The organism is Streptomyces radiopugnans, from assembly GCF_900110735.1.
Lineage (GTDB): Bacteria > Actinomycetota > Actinomycetes > Streptomycetales > Streptomycetaceae > Streptomyces > Streptomyces radiopugnans.
On the sequence record NZ_FOET01000003.1, the window covers coordinates 14758 to 32040 of the forward strand.

The following is a 17283-nucleotide window of genomic DNA, read 5'->3' on the forward strand; positions in this document are numbered from 1 at the left end:
TCCCCTGGGCAGCGGGCCGGGCGCTTCGCCCTCCGGTACGGCGGGCACCCCGGTGCGCGACCGCACGCCGGTCGCCGGGTGATCGGCGGGACCGTGGGAGCGGTCAGGGCAGTTCGGGGCGTACGAGGGCCCGGGCGATCGGCTCTCCGGTGCGTTCCGCGTAGGACATGCGCTCCCGCACCTCGCGAAGGGTGCGCGGCCGGTAGCCGGGCCCGCCGCAGCAGTTCCTGTGGAAACGGATCCCCGCATTCACCAGCACCGTGAGCACTCGCCAGCCCTCGTCGTCCCGCCTCCGGGGCGCCGCGAAGGCCGACCCGACGTGGACCAGTCCCTCGCCGCACCGGGGGCACCGCCGCTCGTGGTCACCGGGGTAGGGCTGCTTGTAGGACGCCCGGCACGGCAGGCAGACGTACGAGGTCTTCGCGTGTCCCATGCGGTCAGCGTAGGTCCGCCGCCGGCCCGTCTCGACGGATTTACGGACCGGTCCGGTGCCCGGCCGCCGTCGTCGTCCCCGGCGAGGCCGAATGAAAGCGTGACGGCGAGCGGTCACGCGGGGCGCGGTGGGGGCCGCCCTTGGCAACGTCCACGCCCGCCTGTCACGATCAGGCCGTGATCGACCTTCAGAAGGTCGCCAGAGGTGCGGACGTCTTCCTCGACCTGGCGGGCGTGGTGATCGGTTCCCTGATGCTGGTGATCGGTGTCGAGACCTACCGGGACGGTGGGTCCATGGGCTGGCCCATCGCCGGATCGGTGCTGCTCCTGATCAACCTCTGGGTGGCCTCCCGCCGATTCGTCCGACGCGGGAGATCGACCCCGTCACCGTAACCGCGCACGGGTGGCCGCCCGTCGACCGCCCTCGCTCGGTTTCCTTCGGTCCAGTACCGCTGGAGCCGGGCCACCGCCTCGCCCCTGGTCGTCTCGGCCACCGTCTCCTCCGCGAGACCGACCCGGTGGATCGGAGGCGCGCCGGCTGATGGTGCCGTGGCCCCGGAGACCCGAGATCGTCACGCAGGCCGGTTCCGCAGACGGCGGCTCAGCCGGACGTACGGGGCCACAGCCGGTGCACCCGCCCGGTGACGCGACGTCAGCCGCCGGTGACGGGAGGGGTGGTGGACGGGTCGAGGCGGCGCAGGATACGGCGCAGGGAGCGGGCGGGGTCGCTGCCGGCTGGGAGTTCGGCGAGGCGGGTGCGCAGGCGGCGTACGAGACCGACGGGGACGGAGTCCGTGTCCGCGGCCGTGTCACTCAGCAGGCGGTCGGTGGTGTTGGCGCACCAGTACAGGAGGAAGGGCAGCTCCTCGCGGGCGGCGGCGTCCAGCAGCACCTCCAGCTTCGCCTGGTCCGGCTCGGCGTAGAGGCGAGCGAGGGCGGCCACACGCTCGCCGGGCTTCTCGGACGCCAGCATGGCGTCGGTGTCGAAGCCGGGTACGCGCGGCACCACCTTCAGCATCTCGCCGAAGATCCGCTCCTGGCGCGCGGTGCGCAGGGAGCTGCTCGGCATCCGCTCGCGCACCTGCGCGTACTCGGTGACGAGCCGTTCGAGGGCGTCGGCCGCCCAGGAGGCGTCGTCCTCCGTTCCCCGCCGGTCCTCCGGGTCGGGGCCGTTGGCCGCGGCGAGGGCCACGCGGGCGGTGGCCGCCGCCCCGTCCACCTGCTGGTCCAGGCGCGTGGCGCGCTCCTCCGCCGCGCCGATGCGCTCCTCCAGTCGCCGGTACTCCAGCCGCGCGCCGCCCGGCAGTTCGATGCTGTGGAACAGGTCGCCCAGCCACGGCACCAGGGCGATCACGAGCAGCGCGACCGCCGTGCTGTCGATGCTCAGTTCGGGGAACAGCACGTGGACGAGTGCCAGCGCCGTCGCCGCACAGGTGACGGCCGCCCCCGTCCAGCGCCTGCGGCGTACGAGGCCGCGCTCGGTGTCCCCTGCGTCGCTCCCCCTGGACATGGCGTCCAGGATGGCAGGGCGCCGGTGCCGCTGTCAGGCGTCCCGGGAACTCTCCCGGGAGCGGTCCTGGGGGTACCAGCGCAGTTCGACGGTGTTGCCGTCCGGGTCGAGGACGTAGACGGACTGGGCGGTGCCGCGCGCCCCGAAGCGGGGACCGGGGCCGTCCACCACGGTGAGGGCGCCGGAGTCCACGACCTCCTGCCAGTCCAGGGGTTCGACGACCAGGCAGATGTGGTCCACGTTGGAGCCGTCCCGGGGGCCCGCGACCAGGTCGATGATGGTCGTGCCGCTCACCCGCACCGACGGGAACGGCGCCTTCCCCGCGCGCCACTCCTCCACTCGCACCGGTTCCAGGCCCAGCGGGCCGCAGTAGAAGTCGAGGGACCGTTCGACGTCCTCGACGTTGAGCACCAGGTGGTCGAAGGCGATGACGCGCACGGCGTTCTCCTCAACGGGCTTTCGGGGGCGGGCGGTCGGCGACCGGGAGCGCCTGCCACGCTATCCGCCGGGGAGCGCGGGGGGTATCGGCCGCTGGTCCTGCGTCTGCGGAACGAGTGGCGGGGCGCCGTGAGCCGGGCGGCGTACGGCGCGCGGTTCACGCCTCCGGCTCGGAGGGCGCCCGGCGGCGCAGCGCCGACTTGACCGTGTCGACCACGAGCCGGGCCGCGACGCCCACCAGCAGCAGGCCGCCGGCCATCTGGACCATCACGATGATCCGGGCCGTCTGGGATCGGGCGGTGATGTCGCCGTAGCCGACGGTGGCGAACGTCGTGAGCGCGAAGTACAGGGCGTCGGTGCGGGTGAGGGGTTCGGTGAAGCTGCCCGGCTCGGCCCTCTCCAGCAGGTGGTAGACGGTCGCGAACAGCAGCAGGAACAGCAGCAGTACGCTCACCAGCGCCTCGGCGGCACGCAGGATCGGACGGGGGGAGTGTTCGATCTCGCGGATCTCCCAGAGGAACAGGGCGAGGACGGCGAGCAGCCCCAGGACGAGGATGACGGCCGTGCCGCCGGTGAACTCCTCGTCCACGGGCAGCAGGTAGTACGCCACCAGGAGCGCCGCGGTGATGAAGGCCAGCCGCACCGCCGCGAGCACCGCGGGGACGCCGTGGGCGGCACGGGCGTCGCGGACGCCCTCCCAGCTGTCCGGGGGCGGCCGGTGGGGCGGTTCGGGTGGCGGCACGTGCGTCTCCCGGTGGTTCGGTCGCGGCCCGCGAGGCTGCGGCGGGCGCGAGGGCTTCGGCGGGCGCGAGGGCTTCGGCGGGCACGGGGGCTGCGGCGTGAGGGCTTCGGCGGGCGGGCCGCGGCCCCGGCTCGCACCCGGCCCGCGGCGGCGTCATGGGCGGACCGACACCGTCCAGCCGCGTTTGTAGGTGTCCGGCACCGGGTGGCGCGGCCAGTCGCGCGCCCAGGACGGCGGATCCGCCCGGCGCATGACCACCGCGTCGGACCGCTCGGGGGCGCGCGGGTCCGTTCTGACGCAGCCCGCGGCGTGCGCGACGGGGATCGCCGAGTCGTTGCCCGTGACCGCGCACGGGGCGCGTACGCCGTGCGCGTGGAGCACCGCCGCGATGCGCCGCCAGTCCTCACGCGCCTGCTCCTGGACGCCCGCGTGGGTGTGCGCCAGGGTGGCCTGGACGGCCAGATGGCCCGCCAGCGCCACGGCGAGGACGGCCGCCGCCGGCACCGAGCGGCGGGCCCGGTCCACCAGGCGGAGCAGGCCGAGGGCGGCCGGTACGGCCAGCAGCGCGTAGCCGGGCAGCAGGAAGCGCGGCGCGGCGTAGGGCAGCAGGAAGAAGTACTGCGCCACGAGCGAGCCGGCCGTGACCGCGGCCAGCCACAGCGGCGCCGCGTCCCCCGTGCCCGCCATGCCCCACGGCGTACGGGAGCGGCGTGCCGCGAGCAGGCCCAGCGCGGCGAGCAGCGCCAGCAGCGGCCACCAGGCCGCGGCCGCCCACCACACGCCGTCGCCCGTGCAGGGGCGGCACAGCAGTGGGCCGTCCAGCGAGGTGAAGTGGTGGGCCACCGACAGCACCGGCCGCATGCCGCCCTGGACCTCGCTCGCCTCGGCGAGCCGCTGCGCCACCCCGCCGAACCGCAGCCACGCCTCCACCACCCACGGCAGCGCGCCCGCCGCGGCGCCCGCGGCCACGGCCAGGACCCTGCCCCGGCCGCGCCAGGCGGGCACCGCGGCGGCGGCCAGCAGCAGGGGCAGGGCGACGGCCGCGCCCTCGTTGGGCCGCATCAGGGTCGCCACGGCCAGTCCGGCGGCCAGCCCGGCGTACCGCGCGCCGCGGCCGGGCCCGCGCCCCGCGAAGCAGCCCGCCGCCGCGAGCGCGCCCATCGCCGTGTAGTGGTTGGGCATCGCGGCGCCCGCGTAGAACAGCGCCGTCCACAGCGAGCCGTACAGCGCAGCCGCCACCCACACCGCCGACGGCCGGGGCACCACCCGCAGCCAGGGGCGGAACCCCAGGTACAGCGCGACGCTCGACAGCGCCAGCAGCCAGATCCTCAGCAGCACGGCCGAGTCGCTCCAGGAGGCGACCGGGAACAGCAGCAGGGGCACGCCGCGGGTGCGCGGGGCGCTGAACGGGGTCGGGGGGCCGTAGGGGGAGAAGCGGCTGGCGTAGACCGTCTCGTCCCAGCCGAGCGGCAGGGTGAGCGGCACCAGGAGGGCGGCGGACAGCGCCAGGAGGACGCAGACGGCCGCCAGTCTCCGGGCCTCCCGCCGCAGGGCGCTCGGCGAGCCCGGCGCCACGGCCACGGCTCCGGCGCCGCCGAGCCCTCCGGGGCCGACGAGCCCGCCGGGGAGCGGGACCGTGCGGCCGAAGGTCGGGGCTCTGTCCGGCACGGCGTTCACGCGGCCTCCACCCGGTCGTTCTGCGGCCTGCGGTCTGCCCCCCGCTCGCCGTTTGTACCAGCGCGCCGGCCGGGGCGGCGCGCACCCGCGCGGCGGCCGCACCGATCGGACGACGGTCGTACGGCAGCCGGCCTACGGCCGCGTCCCCGGTGAGTGCCGGAACGGGCGCGGCGGGCAGGGGCGCACGCGGGGAAGCGGGCGCTGTGACGCACGCCCCAGGCGCCTGGTCCGGCGTCGGCGGCGGGAGCCCCGGACACACCGGGAGCCGCGGCCCGCGCCGGTCCGGGACCAGGCGCACAGAAGGCGGTGAACAGCGTCTGACCTGGGGTTTCGTCCGCCGGAGAGCACCGGGGCCGGCTGCCCCGGACGGGGCGGGCCGCGACTTTGGGCGGGACCGTGAGGCAGGAGGGCGGGCGGGTCCGCGAGGCGGGGCCGGGACAGGCGGAGTCCTGGCCTCCCGGCCCGGAAGAAGTCTCAAGTAGGCTACGGCACCGTTGCCGTCCGGCAAGGATGCCGGAAACCGTGACGCCCGCCGATGCTCTCGACCGGGTTCGTACAAAGAAGCGGGGTACAGCGGTGGTGCGGATGGAACTGGGGACCGCGGTGTCCGCCGCCCGTGAGATCGCCGAGGAGGTCCTGCGCCCGCAGGCTGCCGCCGTCGACACGGAGCAGCGGTGGCCCGCGGAGGGCATGGCGGCCCTGCTCTCCCGGCTGGGCGGGCTGGTGGTGCCCGAGCACTCCGGCGGCTTGGGGCACGGGCTGCTGGCCGTGGCGCAGGTGGGCGAGGCGACGGGCCGGGCCTGCGCGTCGACGTCGATCTGCTTCGGCATGCACCTGGTCGGCTCGGCGGTGATCTCCGCACAGGCCGGCGCCGTGCAGCGGGAGCGGTACCTGGAGCCGATCGCCGCCGGGGAGCACCTGACGACACTGGCCCTGTCGGAGCCCGGGACGGGCGGCGAGTTCTGGCTGCCGCAGACGCGCATGGAGCGCTCCGGCGACGGCCGGCTGCGGCTGACCGGCGCGAAGAGCTTCGTCACCAACGGCGGCCACGCCGACTCCTATGTCCTGTCCACCGTCGCCGTGGGCCCGCGGACGCCGCCCGGCCAGTTCTCCTGCACGGTCGTCGACGCCGCCACGCCCGGCCTGGAGTGGGGGCCCGAGTGGCACGGTTTCGGCATGCGGGGCAACGCCTCGCGCGGCCTGGAGCTGCCCGGTGTGGAGATCCCCGTCGAATGCCTGCTGGGCAACGAGGGCGACGAGATCTGGTACGTGTTCAACGTCGTCGCCCCCTACTTCCTGATGGCCATGGCCGGCACCTACCTGGGCGTCGCCGCGGCCGCCCTGGAGGAGGCCCGCTCCCATCTGCTGCGGCGGCGCACGCGCGCCGGCCGGGTCCTGGCCGGCAACCCGGTCGTACAGCACCGGCTGGGCACGATGTGGGCCCGGGTGGAACGCACCCGGCGGCTGATCTACCACGCCGCCGCCGAGGCGGAGCTCGGCGGCCCCGAGGCCCTGCCGGGGCTGGCCTCGGCCAAGGCCGAGATCGCCGACGCGGCCGAGGCGACCGTGAACGACGCCCTGACCCTGGTCGGCGGGATCGGCTACGGGACCGACTCGCCGCTGCAGCGGATGCTGCGCGACGCCCGCGCCGCCCATGTGATGTCCCCGGTCACCGACGTGCTGCGGGTGTGGACCGGCAAGGCGCTGCTGGACGAACCGCTGCTGGAGGGCTGAGGCGTGCCGACGATGTCCGGCGGGAGGACCCGCATCCTGCTGGTGGACGTCCTGCCCGAGACCGCGGAGGACTTCGAGGCCGCGTTCGGCGAGGGGACCGCGTCCGGCGAGGAGGCCGAGCTGGTCCACGTCACGGCCACGAGCGTCCTGGAGCACACCGAGGGGACGCCCGGCGAACGCCGGCCCGCCGTGGCGGTGGTGGGCCGCCGGGTGCAGGCCCCGGTCGGCCTGATCCACGCGCTGCGCCCCCATCCGGCGGACCTGGCGGCGGTGGTGGTCGCCACCTCCGCCACCGACTCCCGGCTCACCACGCTGCCGATACTCTTCCCCGCCGATCTCGTCCGCCGCGTCCCGGACGCCCGGGCCGACCTGCTGCCGCGGACGGTCCGCGAACTGCTGGAGTCCCTCTCCCGGCGGCGTGCCGAGACCGCGATGCGGGCCACCGCCCAGCGTCAGCTCGTCGCCGGCACGGTGATCAGCCGGCAGCTCGGCGAGCGCCTGCTGGGCGAGTTCCTCACCCAGGCCCCGATCGGCGCGCTCATGCTGGACGACGACGGCGCGGTGCTCGCCTGGAACCGCCGGGCCTCGGCCGTCCTGGAGCTGGACGACCACGACTCGCTCCGCCGCCCGCTGGCCGACCTGTTCCCGCCGGACGCCCGCGCCGCGCTGCGGCAGCACCTGGACACGGCCCGGGAGCAGTCCTCCCCCGGCCCCGACGTGGTCTTCGAACGCACCAGGTCCGACGGCACCTCGCAGGCCATGCGCATAGCCCCCCAGAAGGTGACGGACTCCGAGGGCCGCGAGCGCGTCCTGGTGCTCGCCGAGGACGTCACCGACCGGCTGCACGCGCAGCGCAAGCTCGCCGAGCGCACCGGCCACGCCCTGCTCAGCGCGGAGGTCGCCGCCGCCATGACGGCCCCCGGGCCGCTGGCCGAACGCCTGCACCGCTGTGTGCGGGCCACCGTGGACCGGCTGGGCGCCGACCGCGTCTGCCTGTGGACCCTGGCGCCGTCCGGCAGACCCGAGCCCGCCGCGTGCGCCGACGCCGACCGCACCACCGCCGCCGGCCTCCTCCACCCCGAGCACGCGGACGGAGCCCTGGTGGGGCGGATAGCCGACCGGCAGCGCCCCCACCTGGACCTCACGCCCCCCGGCGGCCCCCCGCCCGGGACCGGACGGCCCCAGGGGTCCTTCGCCGGCTATCCGCTGGTCTCCGGCGGAGAACTGATCGGCGTGCTGACCCTGAACACCCGCCTGGCCCTGCCCGGTTCCACACTGTCCATCCTGGAGAACATCGCCGACCAGGTGGCCGTCGGCATCCAGCGGGACCGCCTGCTGCAGCGGCTGCGCGCCACCACCGAGGCCCTGGAGCACCCGCTGCTCCCGCCCCGCCTGCCCGAGCTGCCCGGTTTCGACCTGGCCGCCCGCTACCACCCCTTCGGCAGCGGCCTGCACATCGGCGGTGACTTCTACGACGCCTTCGCCGCCCCCGACGGCCGGTACGTCCTGGCGCTGGGCGACGTCTGCGGCAAGGGTCCCGGCGCCGCCGCGATCACCGGCCTGGTGCGCCACACCCTGTGGGCGGCGGCCCAGCACACCACGGATCCCGAACACGTCCTGGGCCTGGTCAACAACGCGCTGCGCCGCCAGAACACCCCCTTCTGCACCCTCGTCTACGCCGTTCTGGAGCCTCCCTCCGACCCGGCGGCTCCCTCGGGCACCTCCGGCACCGCCCGCGTCCGGGTCGCCTCCGCCGGGCACCCGGCCCCGCTGCTGCGCCGCGCCGACGGCGGGACCGAGCTGCTGGAGGTGCGCGGCCCGCTCCTGGGCGTCCTGGACGAGCTGCACCACCCGGTGACCGAGGTGAAGCTGTCTCCGGGCGAGACCCTGGTGTTCTACACCGACGGCTTCACCGAGGGCGCCGGGGCGGAGGACCGCCGCGAGCCCGAGGACCTCGCCGCCCTGCTAGCCGGGCATCCGCTGCCGACCGGTGACGGGCGTCCCGCCGACCGCGTGGTCGCGGCCCTGGTGGAGGACGCCCACTCCTGGTGGGGCGAGCGGCTCCGCGACGACCTGGCCGTCCTCGCCCTCAGCTACCTGGGCTGAGCACCGCTCCCGGCCGGGCGCCGCCGCCCGCTCTCAGGGGCGGGCCCGGAGGTTGGTGCCGTTCAGGCACAGGGCGATGTTGCGGACCGCGGCGGTGAGTTCCTCGATCACGCGGGCGGCCTGCTCGGCGTCGTGGAAGGCGGGGCGGTCGGCGGACGCGGACAGGGAGCTGCTGAGGTCCTCCGTGAGCCGGCGCATCGCGTCCAGCTCCTCGGCGGGCGGCGCGGTGGGCGGTACGGCGGGGGTGTCGGCGGCCGCGGGCTCCGCCGGAGGGGCAGGCGGGGCCGACGGGGTCGGCGGTGCCGGTGCCGCGGGGGCGGCCGGGGTCGCCGGGACGAGGGGCACGGGCTCCGGCGCGGGCGCGGGCGCGGGCTCCGCGGACTGGGCGGACTGGGCGGGCGGCTGCGGTTGCGGTTGCGGCCGCTCGGGCGCGGGCGCGGGCTGGGATGCGGCCTCGGCGGCACCCGTGCCCGGGGCCGCCACAGCGGCGGGCGCGGCCGGAGCGGCAGGCGCCGCGGATGCCGCGGGTGCCGCGGGTGCCGCGGGTGCCGCGGGTGCCGCGGGCACCGCCGCGGGGGCGGCCTCCGCCGCACCCGCACCGTTCGCCGCCGGAACGTTCCACCCCCCGGCGGACCTGGACGCGTCCGGCGAGAACCTGGTCTGCGGCGGCAGTACGTTCTCGGCGGTGCCCGGGGACCACAGCGGCGCCGTCGGCTGCGGCGCGGTGGGGACGTGCTCGGCCTTCCACTGCAGCCGGTAGCACTCGACCTGGTCGGCGCAGGCGGTGCGGGCGTGGAAGATCGCGCTGCCCTCGCCCAGGTCGGGGTACCAGAGGTTCGGTCCGGGGAAGCGCACCGTCCGCATCCGGGGCTTGATGGGTTCCGCGCAGCCGATGCAGCAGCCCGCCGGTACGCACAGGCCCGCGCCCTCCTTCTGCGCGGCGGCGCGGGGACCGATCTCCCCGCGGTACTCCCCGTTGCTGCAGGGCGGCAGTTCGCCGCAGGTGCGGCAGACCGCGTAGTGCTCCGGCAGGACCTGCCAGCCGTGGCTGATGGGCGCGCACCAGTGCTTGGGCGCGGAGCGCGGGAAGTTCTCGTTGCGCAGGACCAGCACCACGGGCCTCTTGTAGAAGTCGGCCCGCTCGGGGGGCTGCGCGTTCAGCCGCCCGTTCATCCGGCGCAGGTCCTCCGAGTGCCGCCACAGTTCGAGGTGCTCGCGCCAGGCCTGCTCGTAGGAGAGCGGCCAGGGGTGGTCCCGGTACTCGTCGATCTCCAGGATCCGCCAGGGCTGCCGGTCGAAGACGACGACGTGCCCGCTCCTCAGGCGCAGGTGCGTACCGTTGTCGCCTTCCTTGGGCCAGTCGATGCGGCCGACGCGGGTGGGCTGGTCGGGGAGCCCTTCGCGAACATGCATGCCACGCTCCTCGGCAACGGGACAACTATGGTCAACATGGAGCAGTTTCCACCATTCTGGATCATTTCGGACCTTTAGCCGTTCAGACACGCGCACCGCCCGCCGTCCCGCCCGCCCCCTCCGGCAGCCTCCGTGACGCGTCGTCAGCCAGGACCGCCGGGCAGAACCGTCCGGCGGCCCGCCGGGCGGCACCGTCGGGAAGCGCCGGTACGCGGCGTCCCGCACCCGGCGTCCGGCCGTGCCGGCACCGGGTGTTCCCGTGAGTATTAACCTTTTGCCCGAGCTTCCCCGCGAATGGTTGGCTGCCCGCCATGAGACCCGTGACCGAGAAGGAAATCCGCGCGTCGTTCGTCAACTGCTCCAAGGGCGAGGCGAAGCGCATGGCACTGCCGCGCGATCTGACCGAACAGCCCTGGGACGACCTGGACTTCCTCGGCTGGCGCGACCCCGCGGCCCCCGACCGCTGCTGCGTCGTCGTCGAACGCGGCGGTCTGCTCACGGGCGTGGCGCTCCGCTCCCCCGCCCGGCAGCCGGGCCGCGCCCGCCGCGGCGGCGGCGGCATGTGCTCGCTGTGCCTGACCACGCACCCGGCCGACGGCGTGGCCCTGATGGCCGCCCCCAAGGCAGGCCGGGCCGGGCGCGAGGGCGACTCGGTCGGGCTGTACATGTGCGCCGACCTCGCCTGCTCCCTGTACGTGCGCGGCAGGAGGCTCCCCGACGGCGGCGGACGGCTGGAGGAGTCGCTGACGGTGGAGGAGCAGGCGGAGCGCACCAGGGCCAACCTCCTCGCCTTCCTCGACCGCCTCCACGCGTGAGCATCGGCCCGGAGCAGCTCGCGGCCGTCGGCCTCCTGGCCCTGGTCGCCCACGGCCTCAAGGGCCTCACCGGCTTCGGGCCCGCGACCCTGTTCGTACCGGTGGCGTCGCTGCTGTTCGGCCAGCCGACCGCCGTCGCCGCCTCCGGGGTCCTGGACGCCACCTCCGGTGCGGCCCTCACCGCCGCGGACCGGAGCGTCCGCCGGGTCCGGGAGGGCCTGCTGACAGGCGTGTTCATGGCGGTGGGGACGGTCGCCGGGGTGGTGGCCCTGACCCGTGTGCCCGAGGCCGTGGCCGCCGCCGCCCTGGTGCTGGCGGTGCTCGCCGGACTGTTCTCGGTGGTGGACGCCGGGCGGCGGGGCCCGGTGCGCGAATCCCGGCCGCTGGACGCCCGTGACGGGGCGGCCGGTCTGCTGGCCGGGTTCGTCGGCGGCCTCACCGGAGTCGGCGGGCCGCCGCTCGTCGTCCACCTCCAGCGCGTCCTGACGCCTCACGACCTCAGGGCCGTGGTGACGCGCGTCCTGCTGGTGTCGGCCGTGGTGCGGGTCGCCACGTTCCTCGCCGTCGGCGACGACGCGCAGGTCGCGGACGCGCTGCTGCTGGCGGCGGTGTGCCTGCCGCCGCAGCTCGCCGGGCTCCTGGCGGGCACCCGCATCTCCCGCCGCACCTCCCCGGCCCGCCTGGCGGCGGTCAACGGCGCGGTCGTCGCCGTCTCCGTCCTGCTCGCCGCCCTGGGCGCCCTGCTGTAGTGCCCCGCCGCCCGCCGGAGGGCCCCGCCGGGCGCGAGGCGCCCGGACCGGCGGCGGATCGGACCGGCGGCGGGCCGGAACGACGCGGGCGCCGGGGGCGGCCCCGGCGCCTCCGGACGGCCCCAGGGTCAGCCCGCAGACACTCCGGTCCCCTGCCGACGAGGCGGACGGCCCTCAAGGTGGGTGACGACACCGGAATGGAACCGGTGAACGGCGTCGTCGACGCTGCGGATGAACCCCGTCTCGGCGTTGCCCCGTGCGACGCCCATGCCTTTGAAGAGGGACAGCCGGAAGCCGGTGATCCGTGCACCGTCCCTCGGAAGCATGTCGCCCGGTTCCGGACGGAGCCGTTCCAGAGTGCCGCGTGGGCCTCCGCCCTGGCCTTCGACCAGAGTCTCCACATGGAGGTCCGCCGGGGCTCCGGCGAGCTGCCGTACCAGGCGTTTAGCCCAGCTGAGGGGGTAGCCCTGCTCGGGAGCGGGGATCTCGATGGATGTACGCAGCTTGCCGGTGCGCAGGTCGGCGGTGATCGCGAGGACCCCCGGCGTCCCCTCGATGCGCAGTTCCGCGTGCAGACGGCCGTCCTCGCAGAACCGGTCTGCCAGAGCAGCACGGCGGGAGTGCGGTTCGGTGCCGCGCCGGGCACGCTGGACGGGCAGGACCTTCTGGCCGAGTTCGCCGCCGAGCCGCAGGCAGACCTGGCGGACTAGCCGCTCCCAGCTTTCGATGACCTCCAGGGCGCGCTGGTCGCCCTGGCAGAGGGTCTCGGTGTCGATGGCATTGCGTACCGGCACCCAGGCCGGACCCATGTTCTGGAAGCCGTGGCAGCCGGAGTTCTCGTGCTGGAGGTAGTGCAGGAGTTCTTGGAGAAGCCAGGCGTGGGCGGCGTTGCCGACGCCTTCGTGGCGGATCAGCATCTGGGCCTGGTGCGCCACCTCGGCCCAGGACAGGTGTCGCAGGGCGACCTTGTGCTTGCGCCGGCGGTCGATCCTGACGTCGACCAGAGGGCTGCCCTCCAGGGCCACGTCGTTGGACAACGTGATCACGGCCTCGTAGCCGCGCCGTGCGGCGATGTCCATGTAGTCCTGGACCTGTTCGGCTCTGAGCGGGTTGCCATTGGTCTTGGTCTCCACCAGGGCCGTCCAGAGCCTGCCCGCGCGCTCGACCCTGATCACGCCGTCCGGCCGCTTCGGGGAGTCCCCGTGCGGCAGCGAGACCTCGGTGAACGTCTCCATCCGGCCTGCCGGGGCACCGAAGGCGGCGGTGATGCTGCGGCCGAATTCCGGTACCTGGGCCATCACTGACAGCAGGATCGAAGTCGCCCGCGTCTCACGCTCCCTGTCGCTCTTCAGCGAGGAGACGGGGAAGAGGCGGGCGGGCCTCCAGGATTCGTTCTCGGCCAGGGACTTCTTGGCGACCCTGGGCAGTGTGACCTTCTTCCGGGCCGTGCGGGGGCGTCGTGCCGGGGCCCCGTCCGCCACCGGCGCCGGCTCCCGGCGAGTCGCCTGTCTGGGGACGCCTGGCAGCGGCCCGGTGGGAGGCTCCACGCCCCCAGCGGTGTCCGTCCGCTGTCCCGGTTCGGGCTCCGCCGCTTCCTCCCCGGCTGCGTCGTCCTCAGCCGCGTCGTCCTCGACGTCGATTCCGAAATCGGTTGCCAGACCCGCCAGGCCGGTCTCATAGCCCTGACCGACCGCCCGGAACTTCCAGTCCTCTCCTCGCCGGTAGAGCTCACCGAAGATGAAGGCGCTTTCCGCACCGGCATCATCGACCGAGAACTCGAGCAGGGCCTCGCCGGTGCTGTCGGCGAGCACCACCCCAAGGCCTTCGAGAGCACCGAACCGGGCACCGCCGTAGCGGCTCGCCCCGACGACGATGCGCTCGACGTCCGATGGCATCGCGGCCAGATCGAGACTGATGCGGTCCTCGCTGCCATTCGCCGTCGGAGTCTTCCCCAGTAGTTGCACGCTGCCGTCGGCGGCGACCGGGTTGTTGTAGAAGAAGAAGTCCGCATCGCTGCGCACCTTGCCGTCGGCGCCCAGAAGCAGGACTGAGACATCCGCGTCCCCGTCCCCCGTAGCGCTGCTCCAGTTCAGGCTCAGCACCACGGAGCCCGTGTTCTCACTCAGAGCCGCCAGGCCGACGTTGGCGCCCTTGACCATCTTGTGCATGTGCCCCCCCAAGTACACGGCCGCGCCGGGGCACCGGCGACCGACCGCTCGCTGTTCCGTGACGTGGCGCACACTCCCCTTGTGCGCAGGGTGAACCCTAATCCGGAAAGCCGCGTTCCGCCGGGGAACCGGGCAAGTGGTGCGGACGACGGCACGGGACAGGACTCGGTTCCCGCCCCGGGCCGTCTGGTCACCCGCCCGTCATACGACTCAGATCAGGCCCTGCGCCACCATGCCCCGCTCCACCAGCTCGAAGCCGGCGATGTTGGCGCCGGCCACGTAGTCGCCGGGGCGGCCGTAGCGCTCGGCGGTGGTGTGGCACAGGTCGTGGATGTGCCGCATGATCTCGGTCAGCCGGGCCTCGGTGTGCTCGAAGGTCCAGGAGTCGCGCGAGGCGTTCTGCTGCATCTCCAGCGCGCTGGTGGCCACGCCGCCGGCGTTGGCCGCCTTGCCCGGGCCGAACAGGACGCCGGCCTCGCGCAGCACGCGCACGCCCTCCGGCGTGGTCGGCATGTTCGCGCCCTCACCGACCGCGAGCACGCCGTTGCGGACCAGCGTCGCCGCGTCGTCCCGGTCCAGCTCGTTCTGGGTGGCGGAGGGCAGGGCCACCTCGCACGGCACCTCCCAGACCCGGCCGTCGGGCACGAAGCGCGCCCCGCTGCGCTCGGCGTACGCCGACAGCCGTCCGCGCTCGGCCAGCTTGACCTCCTTGAGGAGTTCCAGGTCGATGCCCTTCTCCTCCACCACGTAGCCGCCGGAGTCGGAGCAGGCGATCGGCACGGCGCCGAGCTGCCGCGCCTTCTCCATGGCGTGGATGGCCACGTTGCCGGAGCCGGAGACCACCACCCGCTTGCCCTCCAGGCTCTCGCCGCGCGTCTTGAGCATCTCGGCGGTGAAGACGACCAGGCCGTAGCCGGTGGCCTCCGAGCGGGCCTGGGAGCCGCCCCACAGGACGCCCTTGCCGGTCAGGACGCCGGCCTCCCAGCGGTTGGTGATGCGGCGGTACTGGCCGAAGAGGTAGCCGATCTCGCGCTCGCCGACCCCGATGTCACCCGCCGGGATGTCGGTGTACTCGCCCAGGTGACGGTAGAGCTCGGTCATGAAGGACTGGCAGAAGCGCATGACCTCCGCGTCCGACCTCCCCTTGGGGTCGAAGTCGCTGCCGCCCTTGCCGCCGCCGATCGGCATGCCGGTCAGGGCGTTCTTGAAGGTCTGCTCGAAGCCCAGGAACTTGATGATCCCCAGGTTGACGGACGGGTGGAAGCGCAGGCCGCCCTTGTACGGGCCGAGGGCGCTGTTGAACTCCACCCGGAAACCGCGGTTGACGTGGGTCTTCCCGGAGTCGTCGCTCCACGGGACACGGAAGATGATCTGACGCTCAGGCTCGCACAGGCGCTCGATGAGAGACTCGTCCAGCAGTTCGGGACGCCGGGCGAAGACCGGTTCGAGGGATTCCAGGACCTCCCACACGGCCTGGTGGAACTCCTTCTCGCCGGGATTGCGGTGCAGTATCCGGTCGTAGATCTTCTCGATCACGCGTTCTCCTAGAAGGTGCGGCTCCTGTTGTCCCGCCTGTTCCGCTGACCCCTGCGGAACCCGTGAAACGCATGACGCCGAGCACCCCCATGGAGATCGGGTGCTCGGCGTCGTCGTCGACGTGGCGGACTTCAAGCGTGACACGCCTCGGCCGCGAATTCCTCCCGGGGTGCGCCGGGTGTCCGGCCCGGGGGCCGGAAGCCGGGGCGGTACGGCCGCGCGAGCACCGCCGCGGCCGGGCCCGCCGCCCGCGGGGGAAGGCGTCCCGCGGCGGGTTGCGCACACGAAGTGACGGACGGACCCGCCCCGGCCCGGCGGCCGGCACCCGTCGTCCAGGACTACAAGCGCCCTCACTGGTAAGGGATGTGACGTCTTCGGCGCGCGTGCGCGTGCGCGAGCGCCCGCGCGGGAAGCGGGGTACGAGCGCCCGTGCGCCGCGTGGCGCTCTTGGAGGAAGAGAGAGAAGTCATTAGGTTAGGCTCACCTAATTTGACGGCCGTTCAGGCGGCCGGGCGACGCACCCGGAGGGAGGGGACGTGAGCGCTTCCGACGGCGGCTGACGCCGCGCACCGGACGACCGCACCGCCTCCCCGCCCGTGCCGCACCCAGCGAGGTAGAGCCCTTGTCCATCGTTCTCCCGCCATCCGCCGCCCCGCGCTCCGCCTATCCCGCCGACGTCCTGCCCGAGCCGGTCCGCCGACGGCTGCTGGAGCTGGCGCGGGGCGAGGCGCCCGTCTCCGCCTACCTCTACGACGGTCGGGCCGCCGCCGCGCGCGCCCGCGAGCTGCGCGCGGCGCTGCCGGAGTGGGCGGCCGTCCACTACGCGGTGAAGGCCAACTCCTTCCCCGGCGTCGTACGGGCGCTGGCCCCGTACGTGGACGGCTTCGAGGTCGCCTCGCGCACCGAGCTGGAGCTGGCCCTGGCCGCCCTCCGGGAGCGGGACGGCTCCCCTTCCGGCGGTTCCTCCCCCGTACCCGTCGTCGCCGCCGGGCCGGCCAAGTCGGTGCCCGTGCTGACCGCCCTGGTGCGCGCCGGGATCGAGGCGATCAACGCCGAGAGCCTGCTGGAGCTCCACCGCATCAGCCGCATCGCCGTCGCCGAGGGCACCACCGCCCGTGTGGCGCTGCGCGTCAACCCCGCCGCCGGGCCCGTCTCGGCGCAGGCCTCCGGTTCGCTGCGCATGGGCGGGCAGGCGTCGCAGTTCGGGGTGCCCGAGCCCGATGTGCCCGGGGTTCTGGAGCAGGCGCTGCGGCTGCCGGGCCTGGACGTCACCGGCTTCCACATCCACGCCGCCTCCAACAACCTCGACGCCGCCGCCCAGGCCGCCCACCTGCGCCGGTGCGTGGAGTGGAGCACGGCGATCGCCCGGGAGCACGGCGTGGACCTGCGCATGGTCGACGTCGGCGGCGGCATAGGCGTGGCCTTCGAGGAACTCGCGGGCGAGCGGCCCTTCGACGTCTCCCGCTTCGGCGAGCTGGTCGCGCGGAGCGAGCCGCCGCCGGGCGTGCGGGTGGTCCTGGAGCCGGGCCGCTTCCTGGTGGCCGACTGCGGCTGGTACGCGGCCGAGGTCACCGACGTCAAGCACAGCTACGGCACCGCCTTCGCCGTGCTGCGCGGCGGCATCAACCACTTCCAGCTCCCCACCTCCTGGGACCTGGTCCACAACATCGCCGTCCTGCCCGTCGACCGCTGGCCCGACGGCCTGCCGCGCCCGGAGGCGGCCGGTACGCGCGTCACCGTCGTCGGCGAACTGTGCACCCCCGAGGACACCCTGCTGCGCGATGTCCGGGTGGACCGAGTCCGAGCGGGGGATCTGGTCGTTTTCCCCTACGCGGGCTCCTACGGCTGGGAGTTCGCGATGCACGGCTTCCTCGGCCACCCCGTCGCGGAACGCCACCTGCTGTGACCACCGACCGCCCCCGGAGACGGCCGCCGGGCCGTACCGCCACCGCATTCCTCCTGA

14 protein-coding genes are annotated in these 17283 nt (G+C 74.5%); 6 read left to right on the forward strand and 8 right to left on the reverse strand.

Going from position 1 to position 17283, the window contains the following annotated elements:
- Positions 1 to 103 precede the first annotated feature (103 nt).
- Positions 104 to 433: a deoxyxylulose-5-phosphate synthase gene (locus BMY40_RS07530; protein WP_093656880.1), complete on the reverse strand. Its 330-nt coding sequence runs from the start codon at positions 431 to 433 to the stop codon at positions 104 to 106.
- 176 nt (positions 434 to 609) lie between these two features.
- Between BMY40_RS07530 and BMY40_RS07535 the strand changes: the two genes are divergently transcribed.
- Entirely contained in the window at positions 610 to 825 is a 216-nt protein-coding gene (locus BMY40_RS07535; RefSeq protein WP_093656882.1) for a hypothetical protein, read from the forward strand.
- 259 nt (positions 826 to 1084) lie between these two features.
- Here BMY40_RS07535 and BMY40_RS07540 read toward each other — a convergent pair whose 3' ends face one another.
- The 4 genes from BMY40_RS07540 to BMY40_RS07555 all read right to left on the reverse strand — a co-directional run bounded on the left by BMY40_RS07540 (position 1085) and on the right by BMY40_RS07555 (position 4799).
- A complete protein-coding gene (locus BMY40_RS07540; protein WP_093656884.1) occupies positions 1085 to 1942 on the reverse strand; it encodes a hypothetical protein in 858 nt (285 codons plus the stop codon).
- Between the two features lie 33 nt (positions 1943 to 1975).
- Entirely contained in the window at positions 1976 to 2380 is a 405-nt protein-coding gene (locus BMY40_RS07545; protein WP_093656886.1) for a VOC family protein, read from the reverse strand.
- Positions 2381 to 2537: 157 nt separating this feature from the next.
- A complete protein-coding gene (locus BMY40_RS07550; protein ID WP_093656888.1) occupies positions 2538 to 3122 on the reverse strand; it encodes a potassium channel family protein in 585 nt (194 codons plus the stop codon).
- 153 nt (positions 3123 to 3275) lie between these two features.
- Positions 3276 to 4799, reverse strand: coding sequence for a hypothetical protein (locus BMY40_RS07555; protein WP_177213916.1), 1524 nt, complete (start codon positions 4797 to 4799; stop codon positions 3276 to 3278).
- Between the two features lie 585 nt (positions 4800 to 5384).
- On the opposite strand from BMY40_RS07555, the gene BMY40_RS07560 reads away from it, so the two are divergent.
- On the forward strand, positions 5385 to 6533 hold the full coding sequence (locus BMY40_RS07560; RefSeq protein WP_093656890.1) for an acyl-CoA dehydrogenase family protein: 1149 nt from the start codon (positions 5385 to 5387) through the stop codon (positions 6531 to 6533).
- 12 nt (positions 6534 to 6545) lie between these two features.
- Positions 6546 to 8639 (forward strand): SpoIIE family protein phosphatase, encoded by a 2094-nt coding sequence (locus BMY40_RS07565; protein ID WP_245769975.1) that lies wholly within the window; start codon positions 6546 to 6548, stop codon positions 8637 to 8639.
- A 33-nt stretch (positions 8640 to 8672) separates the two neighbouring features.
- On the opposite strand, the gene BMY40_RS07570 is transcribed toward BMY40_RS07565, so the two are convergent.
- Positions 8673 to 10052 carry a hypothetical protein gene (locus BMY40_RS07570; RefSeq protein WP_093656894.1) on the reverse strand — a complete coding sequence of 460 codons (1380 nt, stop codon included), beginning with the start codon at positions 10050 to 10052 and terminating at the stop codon, positions 8673 to 8675.
- A gap of 311 nt (positions 10053 to 10363) precedes the next feature.
- Here BMY40_RS07570 and BMY40_RS07575 point away from each other — a divergent pair, with 311 nt between their 5' ends.
- Complete coding sequence (locus BMY40_RS07575) at positions 10364 to 10867, forward strand: FBP domain-containing protein (RefSeq protein WP_093656896.1); 504 nt, start codon at positions 10364 to 10366, stop codon at positions 10865 to 10867.
- Entirely contained in the window at positions 10864 to 11616 is a 753-nt protein-coding gene (locus BMY40_RS07580; protein ID WP_093656898.1) for a sulfite exporter TauE/SafE family protein, read from the forward strand. The genes BMY40_RS07575 and BMY40_RS07580 overlap by 4 nt, the downstream gene beginning before the upstream one ends.
- Positions 11617 to 11744: 128 nt before the next feature.
- Here BMY40_RS07580 and BMY40_RS07585 read toward each other — a convergent pair whose 3' ends face one another.
- Both BMY40_RS07585 and gdhA read right to left on the reverse strand, forming a co-directional pair.
- Positions 11745 to 13775 (reverse strand): TerD family protein, encoded by a 2031-nt coding sequence (locus BMY40_RS07585; RefSeq protein WP_177213939.1) that lies wholly within the window; start codon positions 13773 to 13775, stop codon positions 11745 to 11747.
- A gap of 219 nt (positions 13776 to 13994) precedes the next feature.
- Complete coding sequence (gene gdhA, locus BMY40_RS07590) at positions 13995 to 15320, reverse strand: NADP-specific glutamate dehydrogenase (RefSeq protein WP_093656902.1); 1326 nt, start codon at positions 15318 to 15320, stop codon at positions 13995 to 13997.
- Between the two features lie 622 nt (positions 15321 to 15942).
- On the opposite strand from gdhA, the gene BMY40_RS28485 reads away from it, so the two are divergent.
- Entirely contained in the window at positions 15943 to 17226 is a 1284-nt protein-coding gene (locus BMY40_RS28485) for a type III PLP-dependent enzyme domain-containing protein (RefSeq protein ID WP_245769934.1), read from the forward strand.
- Positions 17227 to 17283 lie beyond the last annotated feature (57 nt).

What these genes read in the sequence shown, in the direction of transcription:
- BMY40_RS07585 (WP_177213939.1), bottom strand. Translation starts at nt 13,775, where the DNA reads ATGGTCAAGGGCGCCAACGTCGGCCTGGCGGCTCTGAGTGAGAACACG.
- BMY40_RS07575 (WP_093656896.1), top strand. Translation starts at nt 10,364, where the DNA reads ATGAGACCCGTGACCGAGAAGGAAATCCGCGCGTCGTTCGTCAACTGC.
- BMY40_RS07565 (WP_245769975.1), top strand. Translation starts at nt 6,546, where the DNA reads ATGTCCGGCGGGAGGACCCGCATCCTGCTGGTGGACGTCCTGCCCGAG.
- BMY40_RS07560 (WP_093656890.1), top strand. Translation starts at nt 5,385, where the DNA reads ATGGAACTGGGGACCGCGGTGTCCGCCGCCCGTGAGATCGCCGAGGAG.
- BMY40_RS07570 (WP_093656894.1), bottom strand. Translation starts at nt 10,052, where the DNA reads ATGCATGTTCGCGAAGGGCTCCCCGACCAGCCCACCCGCGTCGGCCGC.
- BMY40_RS07540 (WP_093656884.1), bottom strand. Translation starts at nt 1,942, where the DNA reads ATGTCCAGGGGGAGCGACGCAGGGGACACCGAGCGCGGCCTCGTACGC.
- BMY40_RS07530 (WP_093656880.1), bottom strand. Translation starts at nt 433, where the DNA reads ATGGGACACGCGAAGACCTCGTACGTCTGCCTGCCGTGCCGGGCGTCC.